Below are 23,778 nucleotides of genomic sequence, written 5' to 3' on the forward strand. Positions count from 1 at the left end.
TCCACCAGAAACCTTGTGGGAGCCAGCCTGCTGGCGATGGTCGCGCCGCTTATTTGGAGAGAAACCGCATCCCTTCCTCCAACCCGCGCAAGGTCAGGGGGTACATCTGGTCTTCGATCAGATCACGCACGATGCCGGTGGAGGAGGTGTAGTTCCAGGTGTCTTTCGGGTAGGGGTTGATCCAGATGAGCTTCTTGTACTTCTCCATGAAGCGCTGCATCCACACGTAGCCCGGCTCTTCGTTCCAGTGCTCGACGCTGCCGCCGGCCTGGGTGATCTCGTAGGGGGCCATGGCGGCGTCGCCGACGAAAATCACTTTGTAGTCGGCGCCGTACTTGTGCAGCAGGTCCATGGTCGAGGTGCGCTCTGAGCCACGGCGCATATTGTTTTTCCACACCGATTCATAAATGAAGTTGTGGAAATAGAAGTACTCCAGGTGCTTGAACTCGGTCTTGCAGGCCGAGAACAATTCCTCGCAGATCTTCACGTGGGCGTCCATCGAGCCGCCGATATCGAACAGCAGCAGCAACTTGATGGTGTTGCGCCGCTCCGGGCGCATCTGGATGTTCAGCAGGCCGGCATCGCGGGCGGTGTGGTCGATGGTGCCGTCGATGTCCAGCTCTTCCGCGGCGCCCTGGCGAGCGAACTTGCGCAGGCGACGCAGGGCGACCTTGATGTTGCGCGTGCCCAGCTCGACCTGGTCGTCGAGGTTTTTGTACTCGCGCTGATCCCAGACCTTGACCGCCTTGCCCTGGCGTTTGCCGGCATCGCCGACCCGAATGCCTTCCGGGTTGAAGCCGCCAGAACCGAACGGGCTGGTGCCACCGGTGCCGATCCACTTGTTGCCGCCGGCGTGGCGTTCCTTCTGCTCTTCGAGACGCTTCTTGAACTCTTCGATCAGCTTGTCGAGGCCGCCGAGAGACTGGATTTGTGCGCGCTCTTCATCGGTCAGCGAACGCTCGAACTCCTTGCGCAACCAGTCTTCGGGAATCAGTGCCTGCAGGTGATCGTCGAGTTTTTCCAGGCCGTTGAAATACGCGCCGAACGCCCGGTCGAATTTGTCGAAATGTCGCTCGTCCTTGACCAGGATCGCCCGCGACAAGTAATAGAACTCGTCCATGTCGGCGAAGGTCACGCGCTGTTTCAGCGCGTTGATCAGGTCCAGCAGCTCGCGCACCGAGACCGGCACCTTGGCGGCGCGCATTTCATTGAACAGGTTGAGCAACATGGCATCAGTCTCTTAACGGGTGCCGCGACGGCTCATGAACGCCAGGCGCTCGAGCAGTTGCACATCCTGTTCGTTCTTCACCAGGGCGCCGGCCAGCGGCGGAATGGCCTTGGTCGGATCGCGTTCGCGCAGCACCGCTTCGCCGATGTTGTCGGCCATCAGCAGTTTCAGCCAGTCCACCAGTTCGGAGGTCGAAGGTTTTTTCTTCAGGCCGGGCACCTTGCGCACGTCGAAGAACACATCCAGCGCTTCGCTGACCAGGTCTTTCTTGATGTCCGGGTAGTGCACGTCGACGATCTTCTGCAGGGTCGGACGATCCGGGAAGGCGATGTAGTGGAAGAAGCAGCGGCGCAGGAAGGCGTCCGGCAGCTCTTTTTCGTTGTTGGAGGTAATGATGATGATCGGGCGTTGCTTGGCCTTGATGGTCTCGTCGATTTCGTAGACGTAGAACTCCATCTTGTCGAGTTCTTGCAGCAGGTCGTTGGGGAATTCAATGTCGGCCTTGTCGATTTCGTCGATCAGCAGGATCACCCGCTCCTCGGACTCGAAGGCTTCCCACAGCTTGCCCTTTTTCAGGTAGTTACGGATGTCATGCACCTTGTCCACGCCCAGTTGCGAGTCACGCAGGCGGCTCACTGCGTCGTACTCGTACAAGCCCTGGTGGGCCTTGGTGGTGGACTTGATGTGCCAGGTGATCAGGCGGGCGCCAAAGGATTCGGCCAGTTGCTCGGCGAGCATGGTCTTGCCGGTGCCCGGCTCGCCCTTGACCAGCAACGGCCGCTCCAGGGTGATGGCGGCGTTGACGGCCAGCTTCAGGTCATCGGTGGCGACGTACGCGCGGGTGCCTTCGAACTTCATCGGTAATTCCTCGAACGGTAACGCCGACCTGCGCCGGGCAGGGCGGGACAAGTAAATGCAATAGCCGACTATAACGCGGCGCCCGGTCGAGTGGGAACGCAGACGGCTTATTCAGTCTCTGAATGGGGCGTCACACGGTGACTCAGTCAGGCGTCGGCTTGGGCTGCTCGTAGCGGGCGTTGAAGGCCTGGATAAAACCGTTGCGCAGGATCTGCAAAAACGCCTGGAAGGCACTGATGTCCTGATTGTGCACACTGCCACTGAGCTCGACGCGGGTGGCGAACTGGTTTTTCGGCTGGTTCTTCAGCAGATTTTCGCTGGTGCCTACCAGCGCCTCCCACACCGAGCGCAAGATGCTTTTCTTCTCGTTCTGCACGTCCTGCTGCCAGTTGAACACCTCGACATCGCGCAATAACGGCTTGATGTAGCCCTTGAGTTGGCCCTTGTTGGCCTGGGCCTCGATCACCACATCGCCGTGGCCGGCATTGAAGTCGAACTTGCCGTAGGCCGAGGCGAAATCGTTGAGGCGCTTGAGTTCGATGTCCTTGACCCGCAGGCGGAACTCGAACTCCTCGAAATTGCTCATCGGGTCGAAGGTGGCGGTGCTTTCCAGCGGCGCATGTCCGAGCAATTGCGCCGTGCCCTCGAAGCGCGCGTCGCGGCGGCCCTTGAGGTCGACCACGTTGGTCAGGTTATAGAGGCTGGCGTTGACCTGGCTCGCCTGCATATTCACCGGTGGCTTGGAGTTGAAGTTGCGAAAGGTGATCTTGCCGTCACTGATGCGCACCTCATCAAGGGTGATCGGCAGCAACTTGCTCAACTGCGCGCGCCAGTCGGTGCCCTGACCGGTCTGCGACGCCGCTTTGTTACCGCCGTCGACGAAATTCAGCTCCGGGTTGACGAATTGTGCACGCGCCACCACGGCGTGGTCGTACCACAGCGAATGCCAGCTGACGGCGAGGTCGATCAGCGGCGCCTTGAGGAACGGCACCGGTACCTTGCCGTCGACCTTGACGATCTGCAGCCCGTTGATCCGGTAGGCGCCGCGCCATAACGCCAGGTCAACGTCGGTGATCTGGCCGCGATAGTCGCCCATGTCGGCGAGTTTGTCGTTCAGGTAGTCGCGCACCAGGTAGGGCAGGGCGATATGCAGGGTCACCAGCAGGAGCACGATGGCAGCCAGCGACCAGAGCGGCCAACGGTATCGACGTTTCATGGCGTCTCCCTCGGGGTTGTCTGAAACGGTGGACTACAGGCAGGCGCAGACGTTCGTCCCGACTGGACGCACAGGAGTGCGAGGCATACCCTTGGACGCTTCTTCAACGCTGTACAAGGACCCAGCCATGAGCCGTATTTTTGCTGACAACGCCCACTCCATCGGCAATACGCCGCTGGTGCAGATCAACCGCATCGCGCCGCGCGGCGTGACCATCCTGGCCAAGACCGAGGGGCGCAACCCGGGTTACTCGGTGAAGTGCCGGATTGGCGCGAACATGATCTGGGACGCTGAAAGCAGCGGCAAACTCAAGCCGGGCATGACCATCGTCGAACCGACTTCGGGCAACACCGGCATCGGCCTGGCCTTCGTCGCAGCGGCACGCGGCTACAAGCTGATGCTGACCATGCCGGCCTCGATGAGCATCGAGCGGCGCAAGGTCCTCAAGGCACTGGGCGCCGAGCTGGTCCTGACCGAGCCGGCCAAGGGCATGAAGGGCGCGATCGACAAGGCGGCGGAAATCCTCGCCAGCGATCCGTCGCGCTACTTCATGCCACAGCAGTTCGAGAACCCGGCCAACCCGGCCATTCACGAGAAAACCACCGGTCCGGAAATCTGGAACGATACCGACGGCGCAGTGGATGTGCTGGTAGCCGGCGTCGGCACCGGCGGCACCCTCTCCGGTGTGTCGCGCTACATCAAGTTGACCCAGGGCAAGCCGATCCTGTCGGTTGCAGTGGAACCTGTGGCTTCGCCCGTGATCAGTCAATTTATGGCCGGCGAGGAAATCAAGCCGAGCCCGCACAAGATCCAGGGCATCGGTGCCGGGTTTGTGCCGAAGAACCTCGATGTGGCGATGGTCGATCGGGTGGAGTTGGTGAGCGACGACGAGTCCAAGGCCATGGCCCTGCGCCTGATGCAGGAAGAAGGCATTCTCTGCGGGATTTCTTCCGGCGCGGCGATGGCCGTGGCGGCGCGCCTGGCCGAGACCCCGGAAATGCAGGGCAAGACCATCGTGGTGATCCTGCCGGACTCCGGTGAACGCTACCTGTCGAGCATGTTGTTCAGTGACCTGTTCACCGATCAGGAAAATCAGCAGTAATCGAGTGCTGTGGGCTGTGGGCTTTTTAACTGTAGGTGCGAGCCCGCTCGCGAAAAACTCAAGGACGCCGCGCTTATTCAGAATGATCGCGTCATCGTTGACGATTATCGCGAGCAGGCTCGCTCCTACAGGGGGCGGTGTCAGCAGGTGTTCAGCACGCCTGTGTTAACAAGCTCTTTGTTGCGCAGCCCTCAATACTGAATGTACAGATGTGCGGTTTATCTTTTGGCTACTAATGTGGATTATGGCCGCCTGCCACGTCGGGTAAATGGCGATGCGCAGTGAAGTATTTTCTCAAGGAGTGTTGCATGAGCTTTTCTTTTGCCGCCAAGGCCTCACTGTTGCTGCTGTTTATCGGCAGCACGCTTTATGTGCACTTGCGTGGCAAGGCGCGGTTGCCGGTGCTTCGGCAATTCGTCAACCACTCGGCGTTGTTCGCCCCCTATAACGCGCTGATGTACCTGTTTTCCGCGGTGCCGTCCAAGCCGTACCTGGACCGCAGCAAGTTCCCCGAACTGGACGTCCTCAAGGACAACTGGCAGGTCATTCGTGAAGAGGCCATGCACCTGTTCGACGAGGGCTATATTCGCGCCGCCGAAAAGAATAACGACGCCGGCTTCGGTTCGTTCTTCAAGAAAGGCTGGAAGCGTTTCTACCTCAAGTGGTACGACAAAGCCCTGCCATCGGCCGAAACCCTGTGCCCGCGCACGGTCGAACTGGTCAACAGCATTCCCAATGTCAAAGGCGCAATGTTCGCCTTGTTGCCCGGCGGCAGCCATCTCAACCCGCACCGCGACCCCTTCGCCGGCTCCCTGCGTTATCACCTGGGGTTGTCGACGCCGAACTCGGATGACTGCCGGATCTTTGTCGACGGTCAGGAATACGCCTGGCGCGATGGCGAAGATGTGATGTTCGATGAAACCTATGTGCACTGGGTCAAGAACGAAACCGAGCAGACCCGGGTGATTCTGTTCTGCGACATCGAGCGCCCCCTGAGCAATCGCTTCATGACCCGCATCAATCGCAGTATCAGCGCTTGGCTGGGTCGCGCCACCGCCCCTCAGAATCTGGACGACGAGCGTGTGGGCGGAATCAACCGGGCCTATGCCTGGAGCAAGAATTCCAGCGACAAATTCAGCGCCGTGTTCAAGCAATGGAAACGCCGCAATCCCAAGCTCTACCGCATCCTGCGCCCGGTGTTGGCGGTGGTGGTGCTGACGGCGTTGGGGTATTGGTTGTTCGGCTAAAAGCCCGGTACACCCCCGTTGTAGGAGCTGGCTTGCCAGCGAATTTTTCGTTAACGATAACGCGCCCATCCTGTTGAATCGCGGCGGCCTCTGGTTTTTCGCTGGCTAGCCAGCTCCTACAGGTACGGTGGTGAGCACCCATCCCAATCATTGCAAAATCTATCCAGCGCTGGTTATAGTCAGCGCTCTTGTGTCCACCCCCATCAAAAAGATCAGCCCATGCCTGCATCCCTTATCAACGCGGTAGTCGATTCAGCGGTCAACGCTGGCGTCGTGCCGTGCGGGAATCAGCAGCCTGCGCAGATCAGTCACTACCCCCCTCCTGTCAGTCGCACCCCAGTGTGCGCGGTGGTGTCCCCACCGGGTGTTGGCGTCTCGGGCTGATCAGCGCTCCTTGCTGATTCCTGTGCCTGCCTGAACCAGAAAAACTGAATTTCAGCTGCGGCTGAGTTGGCTTATTGCCTGATGACAGGTGGTTTTCATGTTGCACATTTCGAAAAAATCCGCGCTTGCGGCGGCCTCCACGAGCCTGTTTGTTTTGCTCTGGAGCAGTGGGGCGATCTTCTCCAAGTGGGGTCTGGCCCACGCTTCACCCTTTGCCTTTTTGTTGATTCGCTTTGCCATTGCCCTGGGCGGCCTGGTGCTATTGGTGCCGTTGCTCAAGCTGCGGTTGCCCCAAGGGCGCCAGCCAATGCTCTACGCGGCGGCGACCGGCCTGGTGCTGCTGGGCGCTTATCAGATCTTTTATCTGCTGGCGCTGGACCTCAAGGTCACGCCCGGGGTCATGGCGACGATCATGGGGGTGCAACCGATCCTCACCGTGGTGCTGATGGAGCGCCAGCGTTCCTGGAGCCGGATGTTCGGTCTGGCGCTGGGGCTGGCCGGGTTGATCATGGTGGTGTACCAGAGCATCGGTCTGGCCGGGACGTCCCTGGCCGGGATGTTGTTCGGGCTGCTGGCGCTGCTGAGCATGACCGCAGGTTCCATCATGCAGAAAAACATCACTCGCGATCCCCTCGGCACCCTGCCGGTGCAGTACCTCGCCGGGCTGTTGCTGTGCGGGATTTTCGTGCCGTTCCAGCCGTTCCACTTCGAACACAGCGCCGGGTTTTTCCTGCCGGTGTTGTGGATGGGCCTGGTGGTGTCGTTGCTGGCAACCCTGCTGCTGTATCGGCTGATCGCTCGCGGCAACCTGGTCAATGTCACCAGCCTGTTCTACCTGGTGCCAGCGGTGACGGCGGTGATGGACTACCTGATCTTCGGCAATCGCCTGGCGTTGTTGAGCCTGCTGGGCATGGCGCTGATCATCGTCGGCCTGGTGTTTGTGTTCCGTAAACCGAGCTGAGTCGAGGCCAGGCGCGTGGGCGATTCAAGGACGAATCGCCCCCCGCGCCGGACGCAACACCAGCCACAACGCTGCGCCGATCAACACTCCGCCATACAGGTGCGGCAGCGACAGTGGCTCGCCGAGAAACAACGCGCCCCATAGCACGCCGAATGGCGGGATCATGAAGGTCACGGTCATCGACTTGACCGGGCCGATGGCGCTCAGCAGGCGGAAGTAGAGGATGTAGGCAAACGCCGTGCAGCCCAGTCCCAGGCCCAGCAGCGACAACCAGACGTTCCAGCCGCCCCAACTGGCGGGCGGCTGACTGATCGCGCTGTAGGCGAACAACGGTAGCAGCAACAGGGTGGCGCCGAGCATGCTGCCCAGGGCCGAAAGGCGGCTGTCGAGGCCGCCTTGCTGGTCGAGCCAGCGCCGTGCGAGGAAGCCGGCAAAGCCATAGCAGGTGGTCGCCAGCAGGCAGGCGAGGGCGCCCATCAACAGTTCTGCATCGAAGGCCACCGGCCCGGCGCGGGTCAGGATCGCCACGCCAAACAGGCCGAGGGCAACCCCGGCGAGTTTCGACAGGCTCAGCCGCTCATGGAAAAACAGACCGCCGATCAGCACCCCCATCAGCGGGGTGGTCGCGTTGAAAATCGCCGAGTAACCAGCGGGCAGCACCTGCGCCGCCACCGAATACATGGTCGCGGGGATCCCCGAGTTGATCACCCCGAGCAACAGCACGGTCTTGAACTTGCCGCGAAAATCCCACGAGGTGCGCATCAGCACCAGGATCACCAGCAGGCCGGCGGCGGCAATCGACACCCGGAAAAACGCCGTGGGAACAGTGCCGATCTCCGGGGCGACAATGCGCATGAACAGAAAGCTCGCGCCCCAGATGGCGGCAAGCGACAACAAACGCAGAATATCGACGGGGTTCACAGCGCGTTCCTTCCTTAATCAGCGCGCCAGTGTCGCCGTCCGTCCCGGCCAAGGCAATGGTTGCGTTGCGTAACAATTGACCTCTAAGCTCAGCCTCCAACGACAAGAATCTTCCCGCAGAGGTCTTCCCATGCCGCAGCCCTGGCCCGCCGCCGACATCGCCCGTATGATCCTCGACGGTTTCGACGACTACCGCGAGCATTTCCGCCAGATCACCGATGGCGCCCGTGCGCGCTTCGAGCAGGCGCAGTGGCAGGAAACCCAGGTGGCTTCGGCGGCGCGGATCAACCTCTATGAAGAGAAAGTCAGTGAAACCGTGGGCCGGCTGCGCATCGCCTTCGACGAGCAGACCCTGGATGTCAGTTGCTGGCCGCTGGTCAAAAGCGCCTACATCAGCCTGATCGACCTGCGCTTCGACGATGAGCTGTCCGAGACCTGGTACAACTCGATTTTCTGCGGCCTGTTCAGCCATGACCTGATCAGCGACGGCTGCATGTTCATCCACACCACCCGCCCGAGCCTGCGTCGGGCGCGGGCGGCGCAGACCCGCACCTACAAGCCGCAAGGCCAGTTATCGGGGATGCTCGCGAGCATTTTTGCCGACTTCAGATTCAGCGAAGACTATGCCGACCTGGCCGGTGACCTGCGTCGGTTGGAAGCGCAATTGCGCGAGAACCTGCCCGACTGGGTGTGCAAGGACCCGAACCTGGCGGTCGAGCTGTTTTCCTCGGTGCTGTACCGCAACAAGGGCGCCTACCTGGTGGGGCGCATCTACACCGCCGATGAGCAATGGCCGCTGGTGATCCCGCTGCTGCACCGCGAGGGCCGGGGCATTCAGATCGATGCGTTGATCACCGACGAAGCCGAAGTGTCGATCATCTTCTCCTTCACCCGCTCCTACTTCATGGTGGATGTGCCGGTGCCCGCCGAGTTCATCGGCTTTTTGCGGCGGATCCTGCCGGGCAAGCACATCGCCGAGTTGTACACCTCGATCGGCTTCTACAAACACGGCAAGTCGGAGTTCTACCGGGCGCTGATCAACCACCTGGCCAACACCGACGACCAGTTCATCATGGCCCCCGGCGTGCGCGGCATGGTCATGAGCGTGTTTACCCTGCCGGGCTTCAACACTGTGTTCAAGATCATCAAGGACCGCTTCTCGCCGTCGAAAAACGTCGACCGCGCCACGGTGATCGAAAAGTACCGGCTGGTAAAAAGTGTCGACCGGGTCGGGCGCATGGCCGACACCCAGGAGTTCGCCGACTTCCGTTTTCCACTGAGCAAGTTCGACCCGGCGTGCCTCGCCGAACTGCTGGAAGTGGCACCCTCGACCGTGGCCGTCGAAGGCGATACGGTGTTGATCCGCCACTGCTGGACCGAGCGGCGGATGACGCCGCTGAACCTGTACCTGGAAAACGCCAACGACGCCCAGGTGCATGAGGCGCTGGAAGACTACGGGCTGGCGATCAAGCAGCTGGCGGCGGCGAATATTTTCCCCGGCGACATGCTGCTGAAAAACTTCGGCGTCACCCGCCATGGTCGGGTGGTGTTCTACGACTACGACGAGATCTGCTTCCTCACCGAAGCCAACTTCCGCCACATCCCCGAGCCGCGTACCCCGGAGGACGAAATGGCCTCCGAGCCCTGGTATTCGATCGGTCCGCTGGATGTGTTTCCCGAAGAATTCCCGCCGTTTCTGTTCGCCGATGCCGGGCAGCGCAAGTTGTTCGATCAACTGCATGGCGAGTTGTACAACGCCGATTACTGGAAAAGCCTGCAGGAGGCGATTCGGGCGGGGAAGGTAATTGATGTGTTTCCATATCGGCGCAAGGGGCTGGATAACGAGTAGTCCTGCATTCGACCCTCTGTAGGAGCCGGCTTGCCGGCGAAGGCCATCCTGAGCCTTGCATCGCCAGTGCGGGCGCCTTCGCCGGCAAGCCGGCTCCTACAAGGGATCTCGTTCACCCTGTAAATCTGCGACAATCGCCGACCTGCGCCACTAGACGACTGAATTGCGTACCCGATGACCGACGAATCGCCCTCCATCGACAAACTGCTGAAAAACCTTGATCACGCCATGCTCGCCGACCGCCACCGGCTGCGGCGGCAGTTGCTTGAGCTGCGCAAGAAACCCGATGAGGCCAAGCTGGCCCAGTGGGTGGCGCGGATGCAGGCGTCCTGTGATCAGGTGCTGGCGCGCAAGGCCAGCCTGCCGCAGATCCGTTACGACGACAGCCTGCCGATTGCGGCCAAGCGTGACGAAATCAAAAAGGCGCTGGAACAGCATCAGGTGCTGATCATCGCCGGCGAGACCGGATCGGGTAAAACCACCCAGTTGCCGAAAATCTGCCTGGAAATTGGCCGCGGCCAGCACGGTTTGATCGGCCACACCCAGCCACGGCGGATTGCGGCGCGCAGTGTTGCCAGCCGGGTTGCCGAAGAGTTGGCCACGCCGCTGGGCGCATTGGTCGGCTATCAGGTGCGGTTCGAGGACCAGAGCGACGCCAACACCCTGATCAAGCTGATGACCGACGGTATCCTGCTGGCGGAAACCCAGAACGACCGCTACCTCGAGCGCTACGACACGATCATCGTCGACGAAGCCCACGAGCGCAGCCTCAACATCGACTTCCTGCTGGGCTACCTGAAAACCCTGCTGCCACGGCGCCCCGACCTGAAGGTGATCATCACCTCGGCGACCATCGATCTGGAGCGTTTCTCCAAACACTTCGACGACGCGCCGATTGTCGAGGTCTCCGGCCGGACCTTCCCGGTGGACACCTGGTATCGCCCGCTGACCCTGGAGCAGGACGAGGAGGGCAACCGCGTCGAGGACGACCTGACGGTGGATCAGGCGATTCTCGCTGCCCTCGACGAAATCGCCGCCCATGAACGCAGCGAGCGCCGCAGTCCCGGCGACGTGCTGGTGTTCCTGCCCGGCGAGCGCGAGATTCGCGACGCCGCCGACATGCTGCGCAAGGCCCAGCTCAAACACACCGAGATCCTGCCGTTGTACGCGCGCCTGTCGCCGGCCGAACAGCAGCGGATTTTCCAGTCGCACCCGGGGCGGCGCGTGGTGCTGGCGACCAACGTCGCCGAAACCTCGTTGACCGTGCCGGGCATCCGTTACGTGATCGACAGCGGTACCGCGCGCATCAGCCGCTACAGCTACCGGGCCAAGGTCCAGCGCCTGCCGATCGAAGCCATTTCCCAGGCCAGCGCCAACCAGCGCAAGGGCCGATGCGGACGGGTCGAGCCGGGGATCTGCATTCGCTTGTACAGCGAAGAAGACTTCATCGGCCGCCCGGAATTTACCGATCCAGAGATCCTGCGGACCAACCTGGCGGCGGTGATCCTGCAGATGCTCCATCTGCGTCTTGGCGAGATTACCGACTTCCCGTTTATCGAGCCGCCGGACGGCAAGGCCATCAGCGACGGCTTCAACCTGCTGCAAGAGCTGTCGGCGGTGGACCGCAACAGCCAGCTGACGCCGCTCGGTCGGCAGTTGGCGCGCTTGCCGGTTGATCCGCGCATGGGTCGCATGCTCCTCGAAGCGGCCAAGCTCGGCAGCTTGCAGGAAGTGCTGATCGTCGCCAGCGCGATGTCGATCCAGGACCCGCGCGAACGTCCACCGGAACGCCAGCAAGCAGCGGACCAGGCCCACGCGCAATGGAAAGATCCCGACTCGGATTTCGCCGCGCTGGTCAATCTGTGGCGGGGTTTCGAAGAGCAGCGCCAGGCCCTGACCGCCAGCCCGCTGCGCAACTGGTGCCGGAAGAATTTCCTCAATTACCTGCGCCTGCGCGAGTGGCGTGATTCCCATCGCCAGTTGAGCCTGATCTGCCGCGACATGCAGTTGAGCCTGAATAAAGAACCGGCGGACTACCCGAAACTGCACAAGGCGGTGTTGGTGGGGCTGCTCAGCCAGATCGGCCAGAAAACCGAGGACGGCGACTACCTCGGTGCGCGTCAGCGGCGCTTCTGGATTCACCCGTCCTCGGGTCTGGGCAAGAAGCGCCCGCAGTGGCTGATGACCGCCGAACTGGTGGAAACCACCAAGCTCTACGCGCGCATGGTGGCGAAGATCGACGCCGACTGGATCGAGCCGCTGGCCGGGCACCTGATCAAGAAAAACCACTTCGAACCGCATTGGGAGAAGAAGCGCGGGCAGGTGGTGGCTTACGAGCAGATCACCCTGTTCGGGCTGATTGTGGTCGGGCGCCGGCCAGTGCATTACGGTCCGGTCGACCCAGTGGTGTCCCGTGAGCTGTTTATCCGCGAAGCGCTGGTGCGCGGCGAAATCCAGTCCAGGGCCAAGTGCCTGACTGCCAACGCACACTTGCTTGAGCAGCTCGATGAACTGGAGGCCAAGGCCCGCCGTCGCGACATCCTCGCCGACGAGGAAACCCTGTTCGCCTTCTACGACGCGCGGCTGCCGGCGGAGATTCACCAGACCGCGACCTTCGACAGTTGGTACAAGGTCAACAGCCAGAAGAATCCGCAGTTGCTGATCATGCGCGAAGAAGACGTGCTGGCCCGTGAAGCCAGCGAAATCACCGCGCAGCATTACCCGGACACTCTGCACATCGGTGATCTGGAATTGGCCCTGAGTTATCACTTCGAACCCAATCACCCGCGTGACGGCGTGACGCTCCGGGTGCCGGCGCCGCTGTTGCCAATGTTGCCGCCGGAGCGCCTGGAATGGCTGGTGCCGGGGATGATCGAGGCCAAGTGCATTGCCCTGGTGCGCAACCTGCCCAAGGCCCTGCGCAAGAATTTCGTGCCGGTGCCGGACTTCGTCAAGGCTGCCTTGCAGCGCATGACCTTCGCCGAGGGCTCGCTGCCCCAGGCGCTGGGGCGTGAGTTGTTGCGCATGACCGGTGCGCGGGTCAGCGATGAAGCCTGGGCCGAGGCCGCCCAGCAGGTTGAAAGTCACCTGCGGATGAACCTGGAAATCGTCGACGCCCAGGGCAAGTTCCTCGGTGAAGGTCGCGACCTGGCCGAGCTCACCGCGCGTTTCGCCGAAGCCAGCCAGGCCGCGTTGGCGGTGCCGCAAACCGCGAAAAGCCAGGAGCCGGTGCAGCCGAAAGCCTTTGCCGCGGTCGCCGAAAAAACCCAGCAGAAGATCGCCGGGCTGTCGATGACGGTCTATCCGGCATTGGTGGAAGAGGCGGGGACGGTCAAGGAGGGGCGCTTCTCGACCCCGGCCGAAGCCGAGTTCCAGCATCGTTGGGCCTTGCAGCGCTTGTTGCTGCAACAGCTGGCGGAGCCGGCGAAGTTTCTCCGGGGCAAGTTGCCGGGCCTGACCGAGCTCGGTTTGTTGTACCGCGATCTGGGCCGAGTCGATGCGCTGGTCGAGGACATCCTGCTGGCCAGCCTCGACAGCTGCATTCTCGAGGGCGAAGACCCTTTGCCCCGCGACGGCGCCGGATTGGCCTCGTTGGCCGAGCGCAAGCGGGGTGCCTGGACCGAGCACGCCGAGCGGGTGGCGAAGCTGACCCTGGAAATCCTCAAGCTCTGGCATGGCCTGCAAAAACGCTTCAAGGGCAAGATCGACCTGGCGCAAGCCGTGGCCCTCAACGACATCAAGCAGCAACTCAGCCATCTGGTGTACCCGGGCTTCGTCCGCGAGACGCCGATGCAGTGGCTCAAGGAGTTGCCGCGTTATCTGAAGGCGGTCGAGCAACGCTTCGAGAAAATCGGCGCCCAGGTCCAGCGTGACAGGGTGTGGAGCGGCGAATTGTCCGGCCTGTGGACGCAATACCAGACCCGCGCCAACAAACACGCCCAGGAAGGCAAGCGCGATCCGCAGCTGGAGTTGTACCGCTGGTGGCTGGAGGAGTACCGGGTGTCGCTGTTTGCCCAGCAGTTGGGAACCAAGGTGCCGATCTCGGACAAGCGCCTGAGCAAGCAGTGGGCGCAGGTAGAGCCGTAACCGCCGCCGCCCCCTGTAGGAGCGAGCCTGCTCGCGATGGGGCCATTTGATTCAGCATTGATGTTGATTGATAGACCGCTATCGCGAGCAGGCTCGCTCCTACAGGGGGTATGGCTTCAAACCGGCGTTATCCAGCAAACCACGCCAACTCCCACGCTTTATGGCAAACTTCGCCACCATAAACGCCGTTTTCGCGACCCAGAGCCTGGGCTCGGGTCGTAACGCGGAATAAAGCGACGCCCCGGTCTGCGTCCCAGGATGGGCTTGGACCCTTTACGTGTTGGTACGTCGGTGCCAATACTTTCTGCCTGAACAGATTAGAGAAGCGACCATGCATAACGTCGTCATCAGCGGCACCGGCCTGTACACCCCGGCCAACAGCATCTCCAACGAAGAGCTGGTGCAGTCTTTCAATACCTACGTCGCGCAGTTCAATGCCGACAATGCCGAGGCCATCGCCCGGGGTGAAGTCGAGGCGCTGACCGAATCCAGTGCAGCCTTCATCGAAAAAGCCTCCGGAATCAAAAGCCGCTTTGTCATGGACAAGGAAGGCATCCTCGATCCAACGCGCATGGCGCCGCGCCTGCCGGAACGCTCCAACGACGAATGGTCGGTGCTCTGCCAGATGGCCGTCGGCGCTGCCGAACAGGCCCTGCAACGCGCCGGCAAGACCGCCGCGGACATCGACGGGGTGATCGTTGCCTGCTCCAATCTGCAGCGCGCCTACCCGGCCATCGCTATCGAAGTCCAGGAAGCGCTGGGCATCCAGGGTTTCGGTTTCGACATGAACGTTGCCTGTTCGTCGGCGACCTTCGGCATCCAGGCCGCCGCCAACAGCGTGCAACTGGGCCAGGCCCGGGCGATCCTGATGGTCAACCCGGAAGTCTGCACCGGTCACCTGAACTTCCGTGACCGCGACAGCCATTTCATCTTCGGCGACGCCGCCACCGCGGTGATCATCGAGCGCGCCGACCTGGCAACGTCCGCGTACCAGTTCGACGTGGTCAGCACCAAGCTGCTGACCAAGTTCTCCAACAACATCCGCAACAACTTCGGCTTCCTCAACCGCGCGGCGGAAGAGGGCATCGGTGCCCGCGACAAGCTGTTCGTGCAGGAAGGGCGCAAGGTATTCCGCGACGTTTGCCCGATGGTCGCAGAACTGGTCGGCGCCCACCTGGAAGAAAACAGCCTGAACGTCAGCGACGTTAAACGCTTCTGGCTGCACCAGGCCAACCTGAGCATGAACCACCTGATCGTCAAGAAGCTGCTGGGTCGCGAAGCCAGCGAAGAAGAAGCCCCGGTGATCCTCGACACCTACGCCAACACCAGCTCGGCCGGTTCGGTGATTGCCTTCCACAAATACCAGGACGATCTGCCGGCCGGCTCCCTGGCGGTGCTCAGCTCGTTTGGTGCCGGGTATTCGATTGGTAGTGTGATCCTGCGCAAGCGTTGATCCGCAAGTCATGTTGTAAAGGCTGACGGCCTCTTCGCTGGCAAGCCAGCTCCTACAATTTTTGTGTTGTTCGTGAATCTTCCATACGACACAGATCCTGTGTAGGAGCTGGCTCGCCAGCGAACCGCGGTGCCCCTGACACCCCCTAAAACCCCTCTAGCTCGCCTCTCCCAACCCATCTCCCGACGCGTAGCAGATTTATTTCGAATCGAAGTAAAAAAGTTCCGTTGTCATCAAATCTTTATCTAATGGCAACTTGCCTGCAATACCCCCTCGCCAAGATTCCCTCCCAACACAAGCGGGCCTGAACCGCGTGTTTCAGCTTAAGACCACCAATTAGGGGAACTCTTCGATGATCCGTAAGCACTTCGCCGGTTTTGCTGCCAGCGCACTGGCCATGGCAGTGACCGCCCAGGCTTTCGCAGGCACCGTCACATCCGATGGCGCCGATATCGTAGTCAAGACCAAGGGCGGCCTTGAGGTCGCAACCACCGATAAAGAATTCAGCTTCAAGCTGGGCGGTCGTCTGCAGGCTGACTACAGCCAGTTCGACGGTATCTACACCAAGAACGGTGACACCGCGGACGCGGCTTACTTCCGTCGTGCGTTCCTCGAATTGTCCGGCGTGCTCTACACCGACTGGGCCTACACCATCAATTACGACTTCTCGCACAACACCGGCGACTCCGATAACGGCTACTTCGACGAAGCGTCGCTGGCCTACAACGGTTTCAAACCGGTTTCGATCAAAGTCGGCCGTTTCGACCCGGACTTCGGCCTGGAAAAAGCCACCAGCTCCAAGTGGGTCACCGCGCCTGAGCGCAACATGGCCTACGACATGATCGACTGGGCCAACAGCCACCAGAACGGCCTGGGCCTGCAAGCCTCGAGCACCTTCGCCGAATCGTTCTACGCCTCCGCCGGCGTGTTCAGCAAAGACACCGACGACACCGACGGCAACAGCGTCAAGCAGGTCAACGGTCGTTTCGTCTTCGCCCCGATGCACGAAGCCGGCAACGTGCTGCACTTCGGTGTGAACGTCGCTTCCCGTGACGTCTCCGACACCACCTTCGACTCCCGCTATCGCACCCGCATGGGCATGCGCGGCGTGGAAACCCTGGGCGGCAACGATGCCGGCAGCAACGGCAACCGTCCGGTACTGGGTGGCAACTCGGCATCGCCGGCCGGCTCCTATGACACCGACACCGCGTTCGGCCTGGAAGCCGCTTTCGCCATGGGCCCGGCGTCGATCCAGGGTGAATACATCACTCGCAAGACCAAGGCTGACGACAACGCGTTCGACGACATCAAGGGTCACGGCTTCTATGTACAAGGTGCCTACACCCTGACCGGCGAATCCCGCGGCTACAAGGTCGGCAAATTTGACGCAATCAAGCCACAGAACAAGTCGATTGGCGCGTGGGAAGTGTTCTATCGCTACGACAGCCTGACGGTCGAAGACGACAACATCACCGCTCCGACCCTGACCCGTGACGTCGGCGATGCTGAAGCCAAGGTGCACACCCTGGGCGTCAACTGGTACGCCAACGAAGCGGTGAAAATCTCCGCTGCCTACCTGAACGCCAAGACCGAAAAGGTCACCAACGCCACCGCTGCCAGCGGCACCACCCCGGCCCAGCGTACCGGCGACGACAGCGGCGACGGTTTCGTGGTTCGCGCGCAATACGTGTTCTAAAACGCAGTAAATCGCAGCAAGAGCTCTTTCTTCATCCGTTAAAGCTCCTTTCGTTTCACCCCGCCTCGGCGGGGTTTTTTTATTTCGGCAAGCGTCGGGGATGGGCGATACTCGGCGGGTCTTGAAGTTGCACCCGCGGGGAACAGCATGCCGTTACACGTTTTGGACAGTCTGTCCGCCATTGCCGCGCACGAGTGGGATGCCCTGGTGCCCGACTCGCAACCGTTCCTGCGTCATGCCTTTCTGAGCGCCCTGGAAGACAGTGGCAGCCTCGGTGCCCACAGCGGCTGGCAGCCGGAGCACCTGCTGCACATCGAAGACGGTCGCCTGTTGGCGGCATTGCCCAGCTATCGCAAATGGCATTCCTACGGTGAGTACGTGTTCGACCATGGCTGGGCCGACGCCTGTGAGCGTGCCGGGATTGCCTACTACCCCAAGCTGCTCACGGCCGTACCGTTCAGCCCGGTCAGTGGTCCGCGTTTGCTGGCCGCGAGTGTCGGGGACGGTTTTGAACTGCTCAACAGCCTGCCGGGCTACCTGGAGATCGAAGAACTTTCCAGTGCCCATATCAACTTCACCGACCCCTTCACCGACGCCGCGCTGGCCGGGCAAGCGGGGTGGTTGCAACGCATTGGCTGCCAGTATCACTGGCAGAACCGTGGTTATCGGGATTTCCAGGACTTCCTCGACGCACTGAGTTCGCGCAAGCGCAAGCAGATGCGCAAGGAGCGCGAGCAGGTGGCGGGGCAGGGCATCGAATTCGAGTGGCTGCGCGGTGAGCAACTGGACCAGGCGCAGTGGGATTTCGTCTACGCCTGCTACGCCAATACCTATGCCGTACGTCGGCAATCACCTTACCTGACGCGGGAATTTTTCAGCCTGCTGGCCGAGCGCATGCCCGAGGCGATTCGCGTGGTGTTGGCGCGCCAAGGCACGCGACCGGTGGCCATGGCCTTCAGCCTGGTGGGTGGCGACAGTTTTTATGGGCGTTACTGGGGCTGCCTGGCGGAGTTCGACCGCCTGCATTTCGAGACCTGTTTTTATCAGGGCATGGACTATGCGATCGCCCAGGGATTCCAGCGTTTCGACGCCGGCGCCCAGGGCGAGCACAAACTGATTCGCGGTTTCGAACCGGTGATCACTCATTCCTGGCATTACTTGCGCCATCCCGGGCTGAAAGCGGCGGTCAGCGACTTTTTGCAGCGTGAGCGCGAGGGCGTGCTGGCTTATGCGCAGGAAGCGAGGAACGCCTTGCCCTATCGGCAAGGCTGATCCTCGCACCGCAACCTAGTCGGACTCTTTGCCCAGCCAGCGATACAGCACCCCACCGACCACCGCGCCAAGCAGCGGCGCGACCCAGAACAGCCACAACTGCTGGATCGCCCAGCCGCCGACAATCAGCGCCGGCCCGGTGCTGCGCGCCGGGTTGACCGAGGTGTTGGTGACCGGAATCGAGATCAGGTGGATCAGGGTCAGGCCCAGGCCAATGGCAATCGGTGCGAAGCCGGCCGGGGCGCGTTTGTCGGTGGCGCCGAGGATGATCAGGATGAACATCGCGGTCATCACCAGTTCGGTGACAAAACCCGAGGCCATCGAGTAGCCGCCGGGGGAGTGGTCGCCATAGCCGTTGGACGCCAGGCCGCTGGCCAATTCGAAACCGGGCTTGCCGCTGGCGATGAAGTACAGCAGCGCTGCGGCAATCACCCCGCCGAGCACCTGGGCAACGATGTAGGCCGGCAGTTCGCTGGCCGGAAAGCGTCCGCCGACCACCAGCCCCAGCGACACCGCCGGGTTGAGGTGACAACCGGAAATGTGGCCGATGGCGAAGGCCATGGTCAGCACCGTCAAGCCAAACGCCAGGGCAACCCCCAGCAAACCGATCCCTACCTCAGGGAACGCCGCCGCCAATACCGCGCTGCCGCAACCACCCAACACCAGCCAGAACGTACCTACCAACTCTGTAGCCGAACGTTTTAACAGAGACATTTGAGAGTACCCTTTCGAGTTAACGCTGCCGTGTGCCCCCGCAGATGGACTACAGAACCATCTCCAGAACCTGTGCTGAGTACAGCAGGCTTTTTGCGAAATTCCAGCCGCACAGAAAAACGCCAGAGGCCCTGTACTGGGGCTCTGGCGCTTGAGGGGGAGCGCTTTCGGGGATCAATCGATGCCGACAAACCCGCCGGTCTGGTGCTGCCACAGCCGTGCATACAAACCGCCGTGGGCCAGCAGTTCGGCGTGGGTGCCGCTTTCGGCGATGCGCCCGTGTTCCAGGACCACCAGCCGGTCCATGCGCGCGATGGTCGACAGGCGGTGGGCGATGGCGATCACCGTCTTGCCTTGCATCAGGGTTTCCAGGCTTTCCTGGATCGCCGCTTCGACTTCCGAATCCAGCGCCGAGGTCGCTTCGTCCATGATCAGGATCGGCGCGTCCTTGAGCAGCACCCGGGCAATGGCGATGCGTTGGCGCTGGCCGCCGGAGAGTTTCACCCCGCGTTCGCCGACATGGGCATCGAAACCGGTTCGGCCTTCGGCGTCAGACAGCAGCGGGATGAACTCGTCGGCGCGAGCCTTGTGCACCGCTTCCCAGAGTTCGGCGTCACTGGCGTCGGGTTTGCCGTACAGCAGGTTGTCGCGGATCGAGCGGTGCAGCAGCGAAGTGTCCTGGGTGATCATGCCGATGCGCTCGCGCAGGCTTTCCTGGGCGACGTGGGCAATGTTCTGGCCGTCGATCAGGATCTGCCCGTCCTGCACGTCGTACAGGCGCAGCAGCAGGTTGACCAGAGTCGATTTGCCGGCGCCGGATGGCCCGATCAGGCCGATCTTCTCGCCGGGCTTGATGGTCAGGTTGAGGTCGCTGATGACCCCGCTGCGCTTGCCGTAATGGAAGGCCACGTGCTCGAAACGCACCTCGCCACGGCTCACTTCCAGGCGCGGCGCCGCTTCGCGGTCGGTGACGCTGATGGGCTGGGCGATGGTCTGCAGGCCGTCCTGGACCATGCCGATGTTTTCGAAGATGCCGTTGACCACCCACATGATCCAGCCCGACATGTTGACGATGCGGATCACCAGGCCGGTGGCCAGGGCAATCGCACCGACCGAGATCAGCGACTGGGTCCACAGCCACAGCGCCAGGCCGGTGGTGCCGACGATCAGCAGGCCGTTCATGCTGGTAATCACCACGTCCATGCTGGTCACCACGCGCCCGGCCAGTTGCGACTTCTCGGTCTGCTCGGCAATCGCTTCGCGGGCGTACTGCTGCTCGAAGTTGGTGTGGGCGAACAGCTTGAGGGTGGTGATGTTGGTGTAGCCGTCGACGATCCGCCCCATCAGTTTCGAGCGCGCATCGGAGGACACCACCGAACGCTCCTTGACCCGGGGTACGAAGTACCAGAGGGCGGCGATGTAGGCGGCGATCCAGCTCAGCAGCGGGATCATCAGGCGCCAGTCGGCCTCGGCGAACAGCACCAGCGAGCTGATCGCGTAGATCAGCACGTGCCACAGCGCGTCTACCGCCTGCACGGCGGAGTCGCGCAGGGAGTTGCCGGTCTGCATGATGCGTTGGGCGATGCGTCCGGCGAAATCGTTCTGGAAGAAATTCAGGCTCTGCTTGAGCACGTAGCTGTGGTTCTGCCAGCGGATCAGGCTGGTCATGCCCGGGCTCAGGGTCTGGTGCACCAGCAGGTCGTGCAGGCCGACAAATACCGGGCGCAGAATCAGCGCCACCACCGCCATCCACGCCAGTTCCCAGCCATGCTGCGCGAAGAAGTCGGGGTTCGGTGCACCCTGGGCAAGGTCGATGATCCGGCTCAGGTAACTGAACAGCGCCACTTCGACCAGCGCGGCAAACAGCCCGACCAGCAGCAGCGCGACGAAACTCGGCCAGACCTGGCGCAGGTAATAGATATAGAAAGGCAGGACCCCATCCGGCGGGGCCGCCGTCGGGGCTTCACGAAAAATATCGATGAGTCGTTCGAAGCGGCGATAAAGCATCAGTCAAACGCCCGCGGGCGGGCTCTCCTTGTCGTTGATGCGAGCGGCGCGATCAACCGGTCGCTGCCGCTCAGGACGCCTGGTACAGCTTAGTCGATGCGCTTGGCGGACTTGATGATGACCGGGTCGATGGGCACGTTCTGCATGCCTTGTTTGGTGGTGGTCGCCGAGTTGACGATAACGTCGACCACGTCCATGCCCTTGACCACTTTGGCGAACACTGCATAACCGGCGTCGCGGCCCGGGTTCAGGAAGTCATTGTCGGCGACGTTGATGAAGAACTGGCTGGTGGCCGAGTTCGGATCGGAAGTACGGGCCATCGACAGAGTGCCACGGACGTTATGCAGACCGTTGCTGGCTTCGTTCTTGATCGGGTCCTTGGTTTGTTTCTGCGACATCTGCTGGGTGAAGCCGCCGCCCTGGACCATGAACCCCGGGATCACCCGGTGAAAAATGGTGTTGGTGTAGAAGCCGCTGTCGACGTACGCAAGAAAGTTCTTGGTGCTGATCGGGGCCTTGACCGGATCCAGTTCGATCTCGATCTGGCCGTTGGTGGTGTCGATCAGTACGTGGGGGGCCTTGGTCACGTCAGCGGCCATCAGGTTGGCAGCGAACAGCACGGAGCCGGCCACGAGGGCGATTTTTTTCAGCATGGGTCAGTGATCCTGGTTGGGTGTATCGATAGTGGTTAGAAACTCGAGCACGGTCTGGTTGAAGCGTTGCGGCTGGTCCAGCGGGGTGGCATGGCGTGAATTCTCGATCACCACCAGCCGCGCATCGGGCAGCAGTTTGACATAGGCCTCTTTCAGCGCCACCGGCGTGTAGTCGCGGTCGGCGCTGACGATCAGGGTTGGACAGGTGACTTTCGCCAGTCGTTCCTGAACGCCCCATCCCACAATGGCATTGAAGCTGGCGAGATAAGCACGTTTGTCATTTTTTGCCCAGCGTTCGGCCATTTTCTGCCGCAGTTCGGCTTGATCCGGATGGGGGAACAGCTTGGCGCCCAGCGCCTTGCCAATCGCCCCGAGGCTGAGCAGGTGCATCAGGCTCCAGCGCTTGAACCATTGCCAATAGTCGTCGGCCGAGCGCAGCTTGACCTGCGGCCCGCTGTTGACGATGGTCAGGCTCTTGAGCAGGGCCGGTTGATCCACCGCCAGTTGAAAGCCGATCATCCCGCCCATGGACAACCCCACCAGGTGGGCCGGGCCGAGGTTCAGGTGTTCGATCAAGGCCACCAGGTCGGCGCTGAAGCCGGCAATGCTGTAGCGCTCCCGGGGTTTGTCGGAGCGGCCGTGCCCGCGCACGTCGGGAACGATCACACGGTAATGCGCCGACAACTCGGCAATCTGTTTCTCCCAGTCGAGAGTGCTCGACCCCAGGCCATGGACTAGCAGCAGCGGGGTGCCGTGGCCGTATTCCTCGTAGTGCAGGGTGCAACCTTCATGCTCGAAATAGGCCACGGTGCAATTCCTTGTCAGGCTTGTTCGGGGGCGGCGAACGGGGCGTCCAGCGGTGCGGTGTCGAAAGTGCGCAGCAACTCGATGAGAATCTGCGTAGCCGGGCCCAGGGGTTTGTCCTTGTTCGAGTAAAGATAGAAGCTGGGATTGCGACTGCCACCCTGATCCAGTGGCAGCGGCTTGAGCACGCCTTCTTTGAGCTCGCGCTCGATCATGTGCCGTGGCAACCAGGCGAAGCCCAGGCCGCTGCCGACGAAGGTCGCGGCGGTGGCCAGGCTGCCGACGGTCCAGCGCTGTTCGGCGCCGAGCCAGCCGACGTCACGGGGCTGCTGCCGGCCGGAGTCGCGGATCACCACCTGCAGCTGGCTTTCCAGGTCCTGGAAGTTCAATTCGCGATTGAGTCGGTGCAACGCGTGTTCGGGGTGGGCGACGGCGACGAACTCGACGTCGCTGAGTTCTGCACCGAGGTAGCCGGGAATACTGAAGCTGCTGATGGCCAGATCCGCCACGCCTTCGTGCAGCACCTCTTCGACCCCGGACAGCACTTCTTCGCGCAGGCGCACCCGGCAGCCACGGCTTTGCGGCATGAAGGCGGTGAGGGCGCGGACCAGGCGGGCGCTGGGGTAGGCGGCGTCGACCACCAGCCGCACCTCAGCCTCCCAGCCCTGTTCCATATGGTGCGCCAGGTCTTCCAGCTGGCTGGCCTGCTTGACCAGTTGCCGCGAGCGCCGCAGCAGCACGCCGCCGGCTTCGGTCAGCACCGCCTTGCGCCCATCGATGCGCAACAGCGGCACGCCGAGCTGGTCCTGCATGCGCGCCACGGTGTAGCTCACTGACGATTGCGAGCGGTGCAGCGCTTCGGCGGCCTGGGCGAAGCCGCCATGGTCGACCACGGCTTGCAGCGTGCGCCATTGATCAAGGGTCACGCGGGTCGCTTTCATGAGGGTTCCTCTTGTCCTAAGCTGGCGCCTCCCATTGGAGGCTGCCGAATGAAAAAAATCTGTTGTCTGGTGCTGGCGATGTTGCCGTTGAGTGCGTTTGCCTACCCCATCGATGTCGAAAAACAGCTCAACGGCCTGAAAATCGACTACACCACCTACGCCACCGACTACGACATGGGCTCGATCACCCTGAGCAACTACGGCGACCAGGCCGCCGACTGCAAGGTGATCTTTCGCAACGGTCCGGAATCCCCGCGCACCCGGCGGGTCAGCCTGGAACCGGGGAAAAACACCGAGCTGTCGGCCAAGTTCAGCCGCAAGATCATCAAGCTGTACCTCACCGTGAACTGCAGCCCGAAATGAGTTCGAGCGGAGCGCGTCGCGGG

At 61.8% G+C, this 23,778-nt stretch carries 19 protein-coding genes; 10 read left to right on the top strand and 9 right to left on the bottom strand.

The features are described 5' to 3' along the window. Window positions 1–49 precede the first annotated feature (49 nt). The 3 genes from ACZYR5_RS18160 to ACZYR5_RS18170 form a co-directional block, all read right to left on the bottom strand. On the bottom strand, window positions 50–1,228 hold the full coding sequence (locus tag ACZYR5_RS18160) for a vWA domain-containing protein (protein WP_489090879.1): 1,179 nt from the start codon (window positions 1,226–1,228) through the stop codon (window positions 50–52). A gap of 12 nt (window positions 1,229–1,240) precedes the next feature. Further along, window positions 1,241–2,086, bottom strand: a complete 846-nt coding sequence (locus ACZYR5_RS18165) for an AAA family ATPase (RefSeq protein ID WP_027619209.1) — start codon at window positions 2,084–2,086, stop codon at window positions 1,241–1,243. 142 nt (window positions 2,087–2,228) lie between these two features. After that, entirely contained in the window at window positions 2,229–3,302 is a 1,074-nt protein-coding gene (locus ACZYR5_RS18170) for a DUF748 domain-containing protein (protein ID WP_489090880.1), read from the bottom strand. 127 nt (window positions 3,303–3,429) lie between these two features. Between ACZYR5_RS18170 and cysK the strand changes: the two genes are divergently transcribed. From cysK to ACZYR5_RS18190, 4 genes are all read left to right on the top strand, one after another. After that, on the top strand, window positions 3,430–4,404 hold the full coding sequence (cysK, locus tag ACZYR5_RS18175) for a cysteine synthase A (protein ID WP_489090881.1): 975 nt from the start codon (window positions 3,430–3,432) through the stop codon (window positions 4,402–4,404). 308 nt (window positions 4,405–4,712) lie between these two features. Next, complete coding sequence (locus ACZYR5_RS18180) at window positions 4,713–5,651, top strand: aspartyl/asparaginyl beta-hydroxylase domain-containing protein (protein ID WP_489090882.1); 939 nt, start codon at window positions 4,713–4,715, stop codon at window positions 5,649–5,651. Between the two features lie 219 nt (window positions 5,652–5,870). Continuing rightward, window positions 5,871–6,035: a hypothetical protein gene (locus ACZYR5_RS18185; protein ID WP_489090883.1), complete on the top strand. Its 165-nt coding sequence runs from the start codon at window positions 5,871–5,873 to the stop codon at window positions 6,033–6,035. A 97-nt stretch (window positions 6,036–6,132) separates the two neighbouring features. Further along, complete coding sequence (locus ACZYR5_RS18190) at window positions 6,133–6,996, top strand: DMT family transporter (protein WP_489090884.1); 864 nt, start codon at window positions 6,133–6,135, stop codon at window positions 6,994–6,996. 24 nt (window positions 6,997–7,020) lie between these two features. On the opposite strand, the gene ACZYR5_RS18195 is transcribed toward ACZYR5_RS18190, so the two are convergent. After that, window positions 7,021–7,917, bottom strand: coding sequence for a DMT family transporter (locus ACZYR5_RS18195; protein ID WP_489090885.1), 897 nt, complete (start codon window positions 7,915–7,917; stop codon window positions 7,021–7,023). Between the two features lie 130 nt (window positions 7,918–8,047). Between ACZYR5_RS18195 and aceK the strand changes: the two genes are divergently transcribed. The 5 genes from aceK (at window position 8,048) to ACZYR5_RS18220 (ending at window position 18,273) form a co-directional block, all read left to right on the top strand. Continuing rightward, window positions 8,048–9,766, top strand: coding sequence for a bifunctional isocitrate dehydrogenase kinase/phosphatase (gene aceK / locus ACZYR5_RS18200; RefSeq protein ID WP_489090886.1), 1,719 nt, complete (start codon window positions 8,048–8,050; stop codon window positions 9,764–9,766). A 174-nt stretch (window positions 9,767–9,940) separates the two neighbouring features. Next, the gene (hrpA, locus tag ACZYR5_RS18205) at window positions 9,941–13,852 is read left to right on the top strand and encodes an ATP-dependent RNA helicase HrpA (protein WP_489090887.1); all 3,912 of its coding nucleotides are present in this window, start codon (window positions 9,941–9,943) and stop codon (window positions 13,850–13,852) included. Between the two features lie 331 nt (window positions 13,853–14,183). Further along, entirely contained in the window at window positions 14,184–15,305 is a 1,122-nt protein-coding gene (locus ACZYR5_RS18210; RefSeq protein WP_489090888.1) for a beta-ketoacyl-ACP synthase III, read from the top strand. Between the two features lie 352 nt (window positions 15,306–15,657). Next, the gene (locus ACZYR5_RS18215) at window positions 15,658–17,001 is read left to right on the top strand and encodes an OprO/OprP family phosphate-selective porin (RefSeq protein ID WP_489090889.1); all 1,344 of its coding nucleotides are present in this window, start codon (window positions 15,658–15,660) and stop codon (window positions 16,999–17,001) included. Window positions 17,002–17,148: 147 nt separating this feature from the next. Next, window positions 17,149–18,273, top strand: coding sequence for a GNAT family N-acetyltransferase (locus tag ACZYR5_RS18220; protein WP_489090890.1), 1,125 nt, complete (start codon window positions 17,149–17,151; stop codon window positions 18,271–18,273). A gap of 15 nt (window positions 18,274–18,288) precedes the next feature. On the opposite strand, the gene aqpZ is transcribed toward ACZYR5_RS18220, so the two are convergent. The 5 genes from aqpZ to ACZYR5_RS18245 all read right to left on the bottom strand — a co-directional run bounded on the left by aqpZ (window position 18,289) and on the right by ACZYR5_RS18245 (window position 23,392). Beyond that, window positions 18,289–18,987, bottom strand: coding sequence for an aquaporin Z (aqpZ, locus tag ACZYR5_RS18225; protein WP_489090891.1), 699 nt, complete (start codon window positions 18,985–18,987; stop codon window positions 18,289–18,291). Window positions 18,988–19,161: 174 nt separating this feature from the next. Then, a complete protein-coding gene (locus tag ACZYR5_RS18230) occupies window positions 19,162–20,994 on the bottom strand; it encodes an ABC transporter ATP-binding protein (RefSeq protein WP_489090892.1) in 1,833 nt (610 codons plus the stop codon). An 89-nt stretch (window positions 20,995–21,083) separates the two neighbouring features. Next, window positions 21,084–21,647: a peptidylprolyl isomerase gene (locus ACZYR5_RS18235; protein WP_489090893.1), complete on the bottom strand. Its 564-nt coding sequence runs from the start codon at window positions 21,645–21,647 to the stop codon at window positions 21,084–21,086. A 3-nt stretch (window positions 21,648–21,650) separates the two neighbouring features. Then, window positions 21,651–22,454 carry an alpha/beta fold hydrolase gene (locus ACZYR5_RS18240; protein WP_489090894.1) on the bottom strand — a complete coding sequence of 268 codons (804 nt, stop codon included), beginning with the start codon at window positions 22,452–22,454 and terminating at the stop codon, window positions 21,651–21,653. Between the two features lie 14 nt (window positions 22,455–22,468). Next, window positions 22,469–23,392 carry a PA3225 family LysR-type transcriptional regulator gene (locus ACZYR5_RS18245; RefSeq protein WP_489090895.1) on the bottom strand — a complete coding sequence of 308 codons (924 nt, stop codon included), beginning with the start codon at window positions 23,390–23,392 and terminating at the stop codon, window positions 22,469–22,471. Window positions 23,393–23,440: 48 nt separating this feature from the next. On the opposite strand from ACZYR5_RS18245, the gene ACZYR5_RS18250 reads away from it, so the two are divergent. Next, complete coding sequence (locus ACZYR5_RS18250) at window positions 23,441–23,755, top strand: 3-phosphoglycerate kinase (RefSeq protein ID WP_489090896.1); 315 nt, start codon at window positions 23,441–23,443, stop codon at window positions 23,753–23,755. Window positions 23,756–23,778 lie beyond the last annotated feature (23 nt).

The sequence above is a fragment of the Pseudomonas sp. F007 genome, from assembly GCF_057814275.1.

Bases quoted from the DNA above. Each gene is read 5' to 3' on its own strand.
- ACZYR5_RS18215 (WP_489090889.1), top strand. From the start codon at position 15,658: ATGATCCGTAAGCACTTCGCCGGTTTTGCTGCCAGCGCACTGGCCATG.
- ACZYR5_RS18160 (WP_489090879.1), bottom strand. From the start codon at position 1,228: ATGTTGCTCAACCTGTTCAATGAAATGCGCGCCGCCAAGGTGCCGGTC.
- ACZYR5_RS18190 (WP_489090884.1), top strand. From the start codon at position 6,133: ATGTTGCACATTTCGAAAAAATCCGCGCTTGCGGCGGCCTCCACGAGC.
- ACZYR5_RS18185 (WP_489090883.1), top strand. From the start codon at position 5,871: ATGCCTGCATCCCTTATCAACGCGGTAGTCGATTCAGCGGTCAACGCT.
- ACZYR5_RS18220 (WP_489090890.1), top strand. From the start codon at position 17,149: ATGCCGTTACACGTTTTGGACAGTCTGTCCGCCATTGCCGCGCACGAG.
- ACZYR5_RS18165 (WP_027619209.1), bottom strand. From the start codon at position 2,086: ATGAAGTTCGAAGGCACCCGCGCGTACGTCGCCACCGATGACCTGAAG.
- ACZYR5_RS18210 (WP_489090888.1), top strand. From the start codon at position 14,184: ATGCATAACGTCGTCATCAGCGGCACCGGCCTGTACACCCCGGCCAAC.
- aqpZ (WP_489090891.1), bottom strand. From the start codon at position 18,987: ATGTCTCTGTTAAAACGTTCGGCTACAGAGTTGGTAGGTACGTTCTGG.
- ACZYR5_RS18235 (WP_489090893.1), bottom strand. From the start codon at position 21,647: ATGCTGAAAAAAATCGCCCTCGTGGCCGGCTCCGTGCTGTTCGCTGCC.
- ACZYR5_RS18180 (WP_489090882.1), top strand. From the start codon at position 4,713: ATGAGCTTTTCTTTTGCCGCCAAGGCCTCACTGTTGCTGCTGTTTATC.
- hrpA (WP_489090887.1), top strand. From the start codon at position 9,941: ATGACCGACGAATCGCCCTCCATCGACAAACTGCTGAAAAACCTTGAT.
- cysK (WP_489090881.1), top strand. From the start codon at position 3,430: ATGAGCCGTATTTTTGCTGACAACGCCCACTCCATCGGCAATACGCCG.
- aceK (WP_489090886.1), top strand. From the start codon at position 8,048: ATGCCGCAGCCCTGGCCCGCCGCCGACATCGCCCGTATGATCCTCGAC.
- ACZYR5_RS18230 (WP_489090892.1), bottom strand. From the start codon at position 20,994: ATGCTTTATCGCCGCTTCGAACGACTCATCGATATTTTTCGTGAAGCC.
- ACZYR5_RS18250 (WP_489090896.1), top strand. From the start codon at position 23,441: ATGAAAAAAATCTGTTGTCTGGTGCTGGCGATGTTGCCGTTGAGTGCG.
- ACZYR5_RS18170 (WP_489090880.1), bottom strand. From the start codon at position 3,302: ATGAAACGTCGATACCGTTGGCCGCTCTGGTCGCTGGCTGCCATCGTG.
- ACZYR5_RS18245 (WP_489090895.1), bottom strand. From the start codon at position 23,392: ATGAAAGCGACCCGCGTGACCCTTGATCAATGGCGCACGCTGCAAGCC.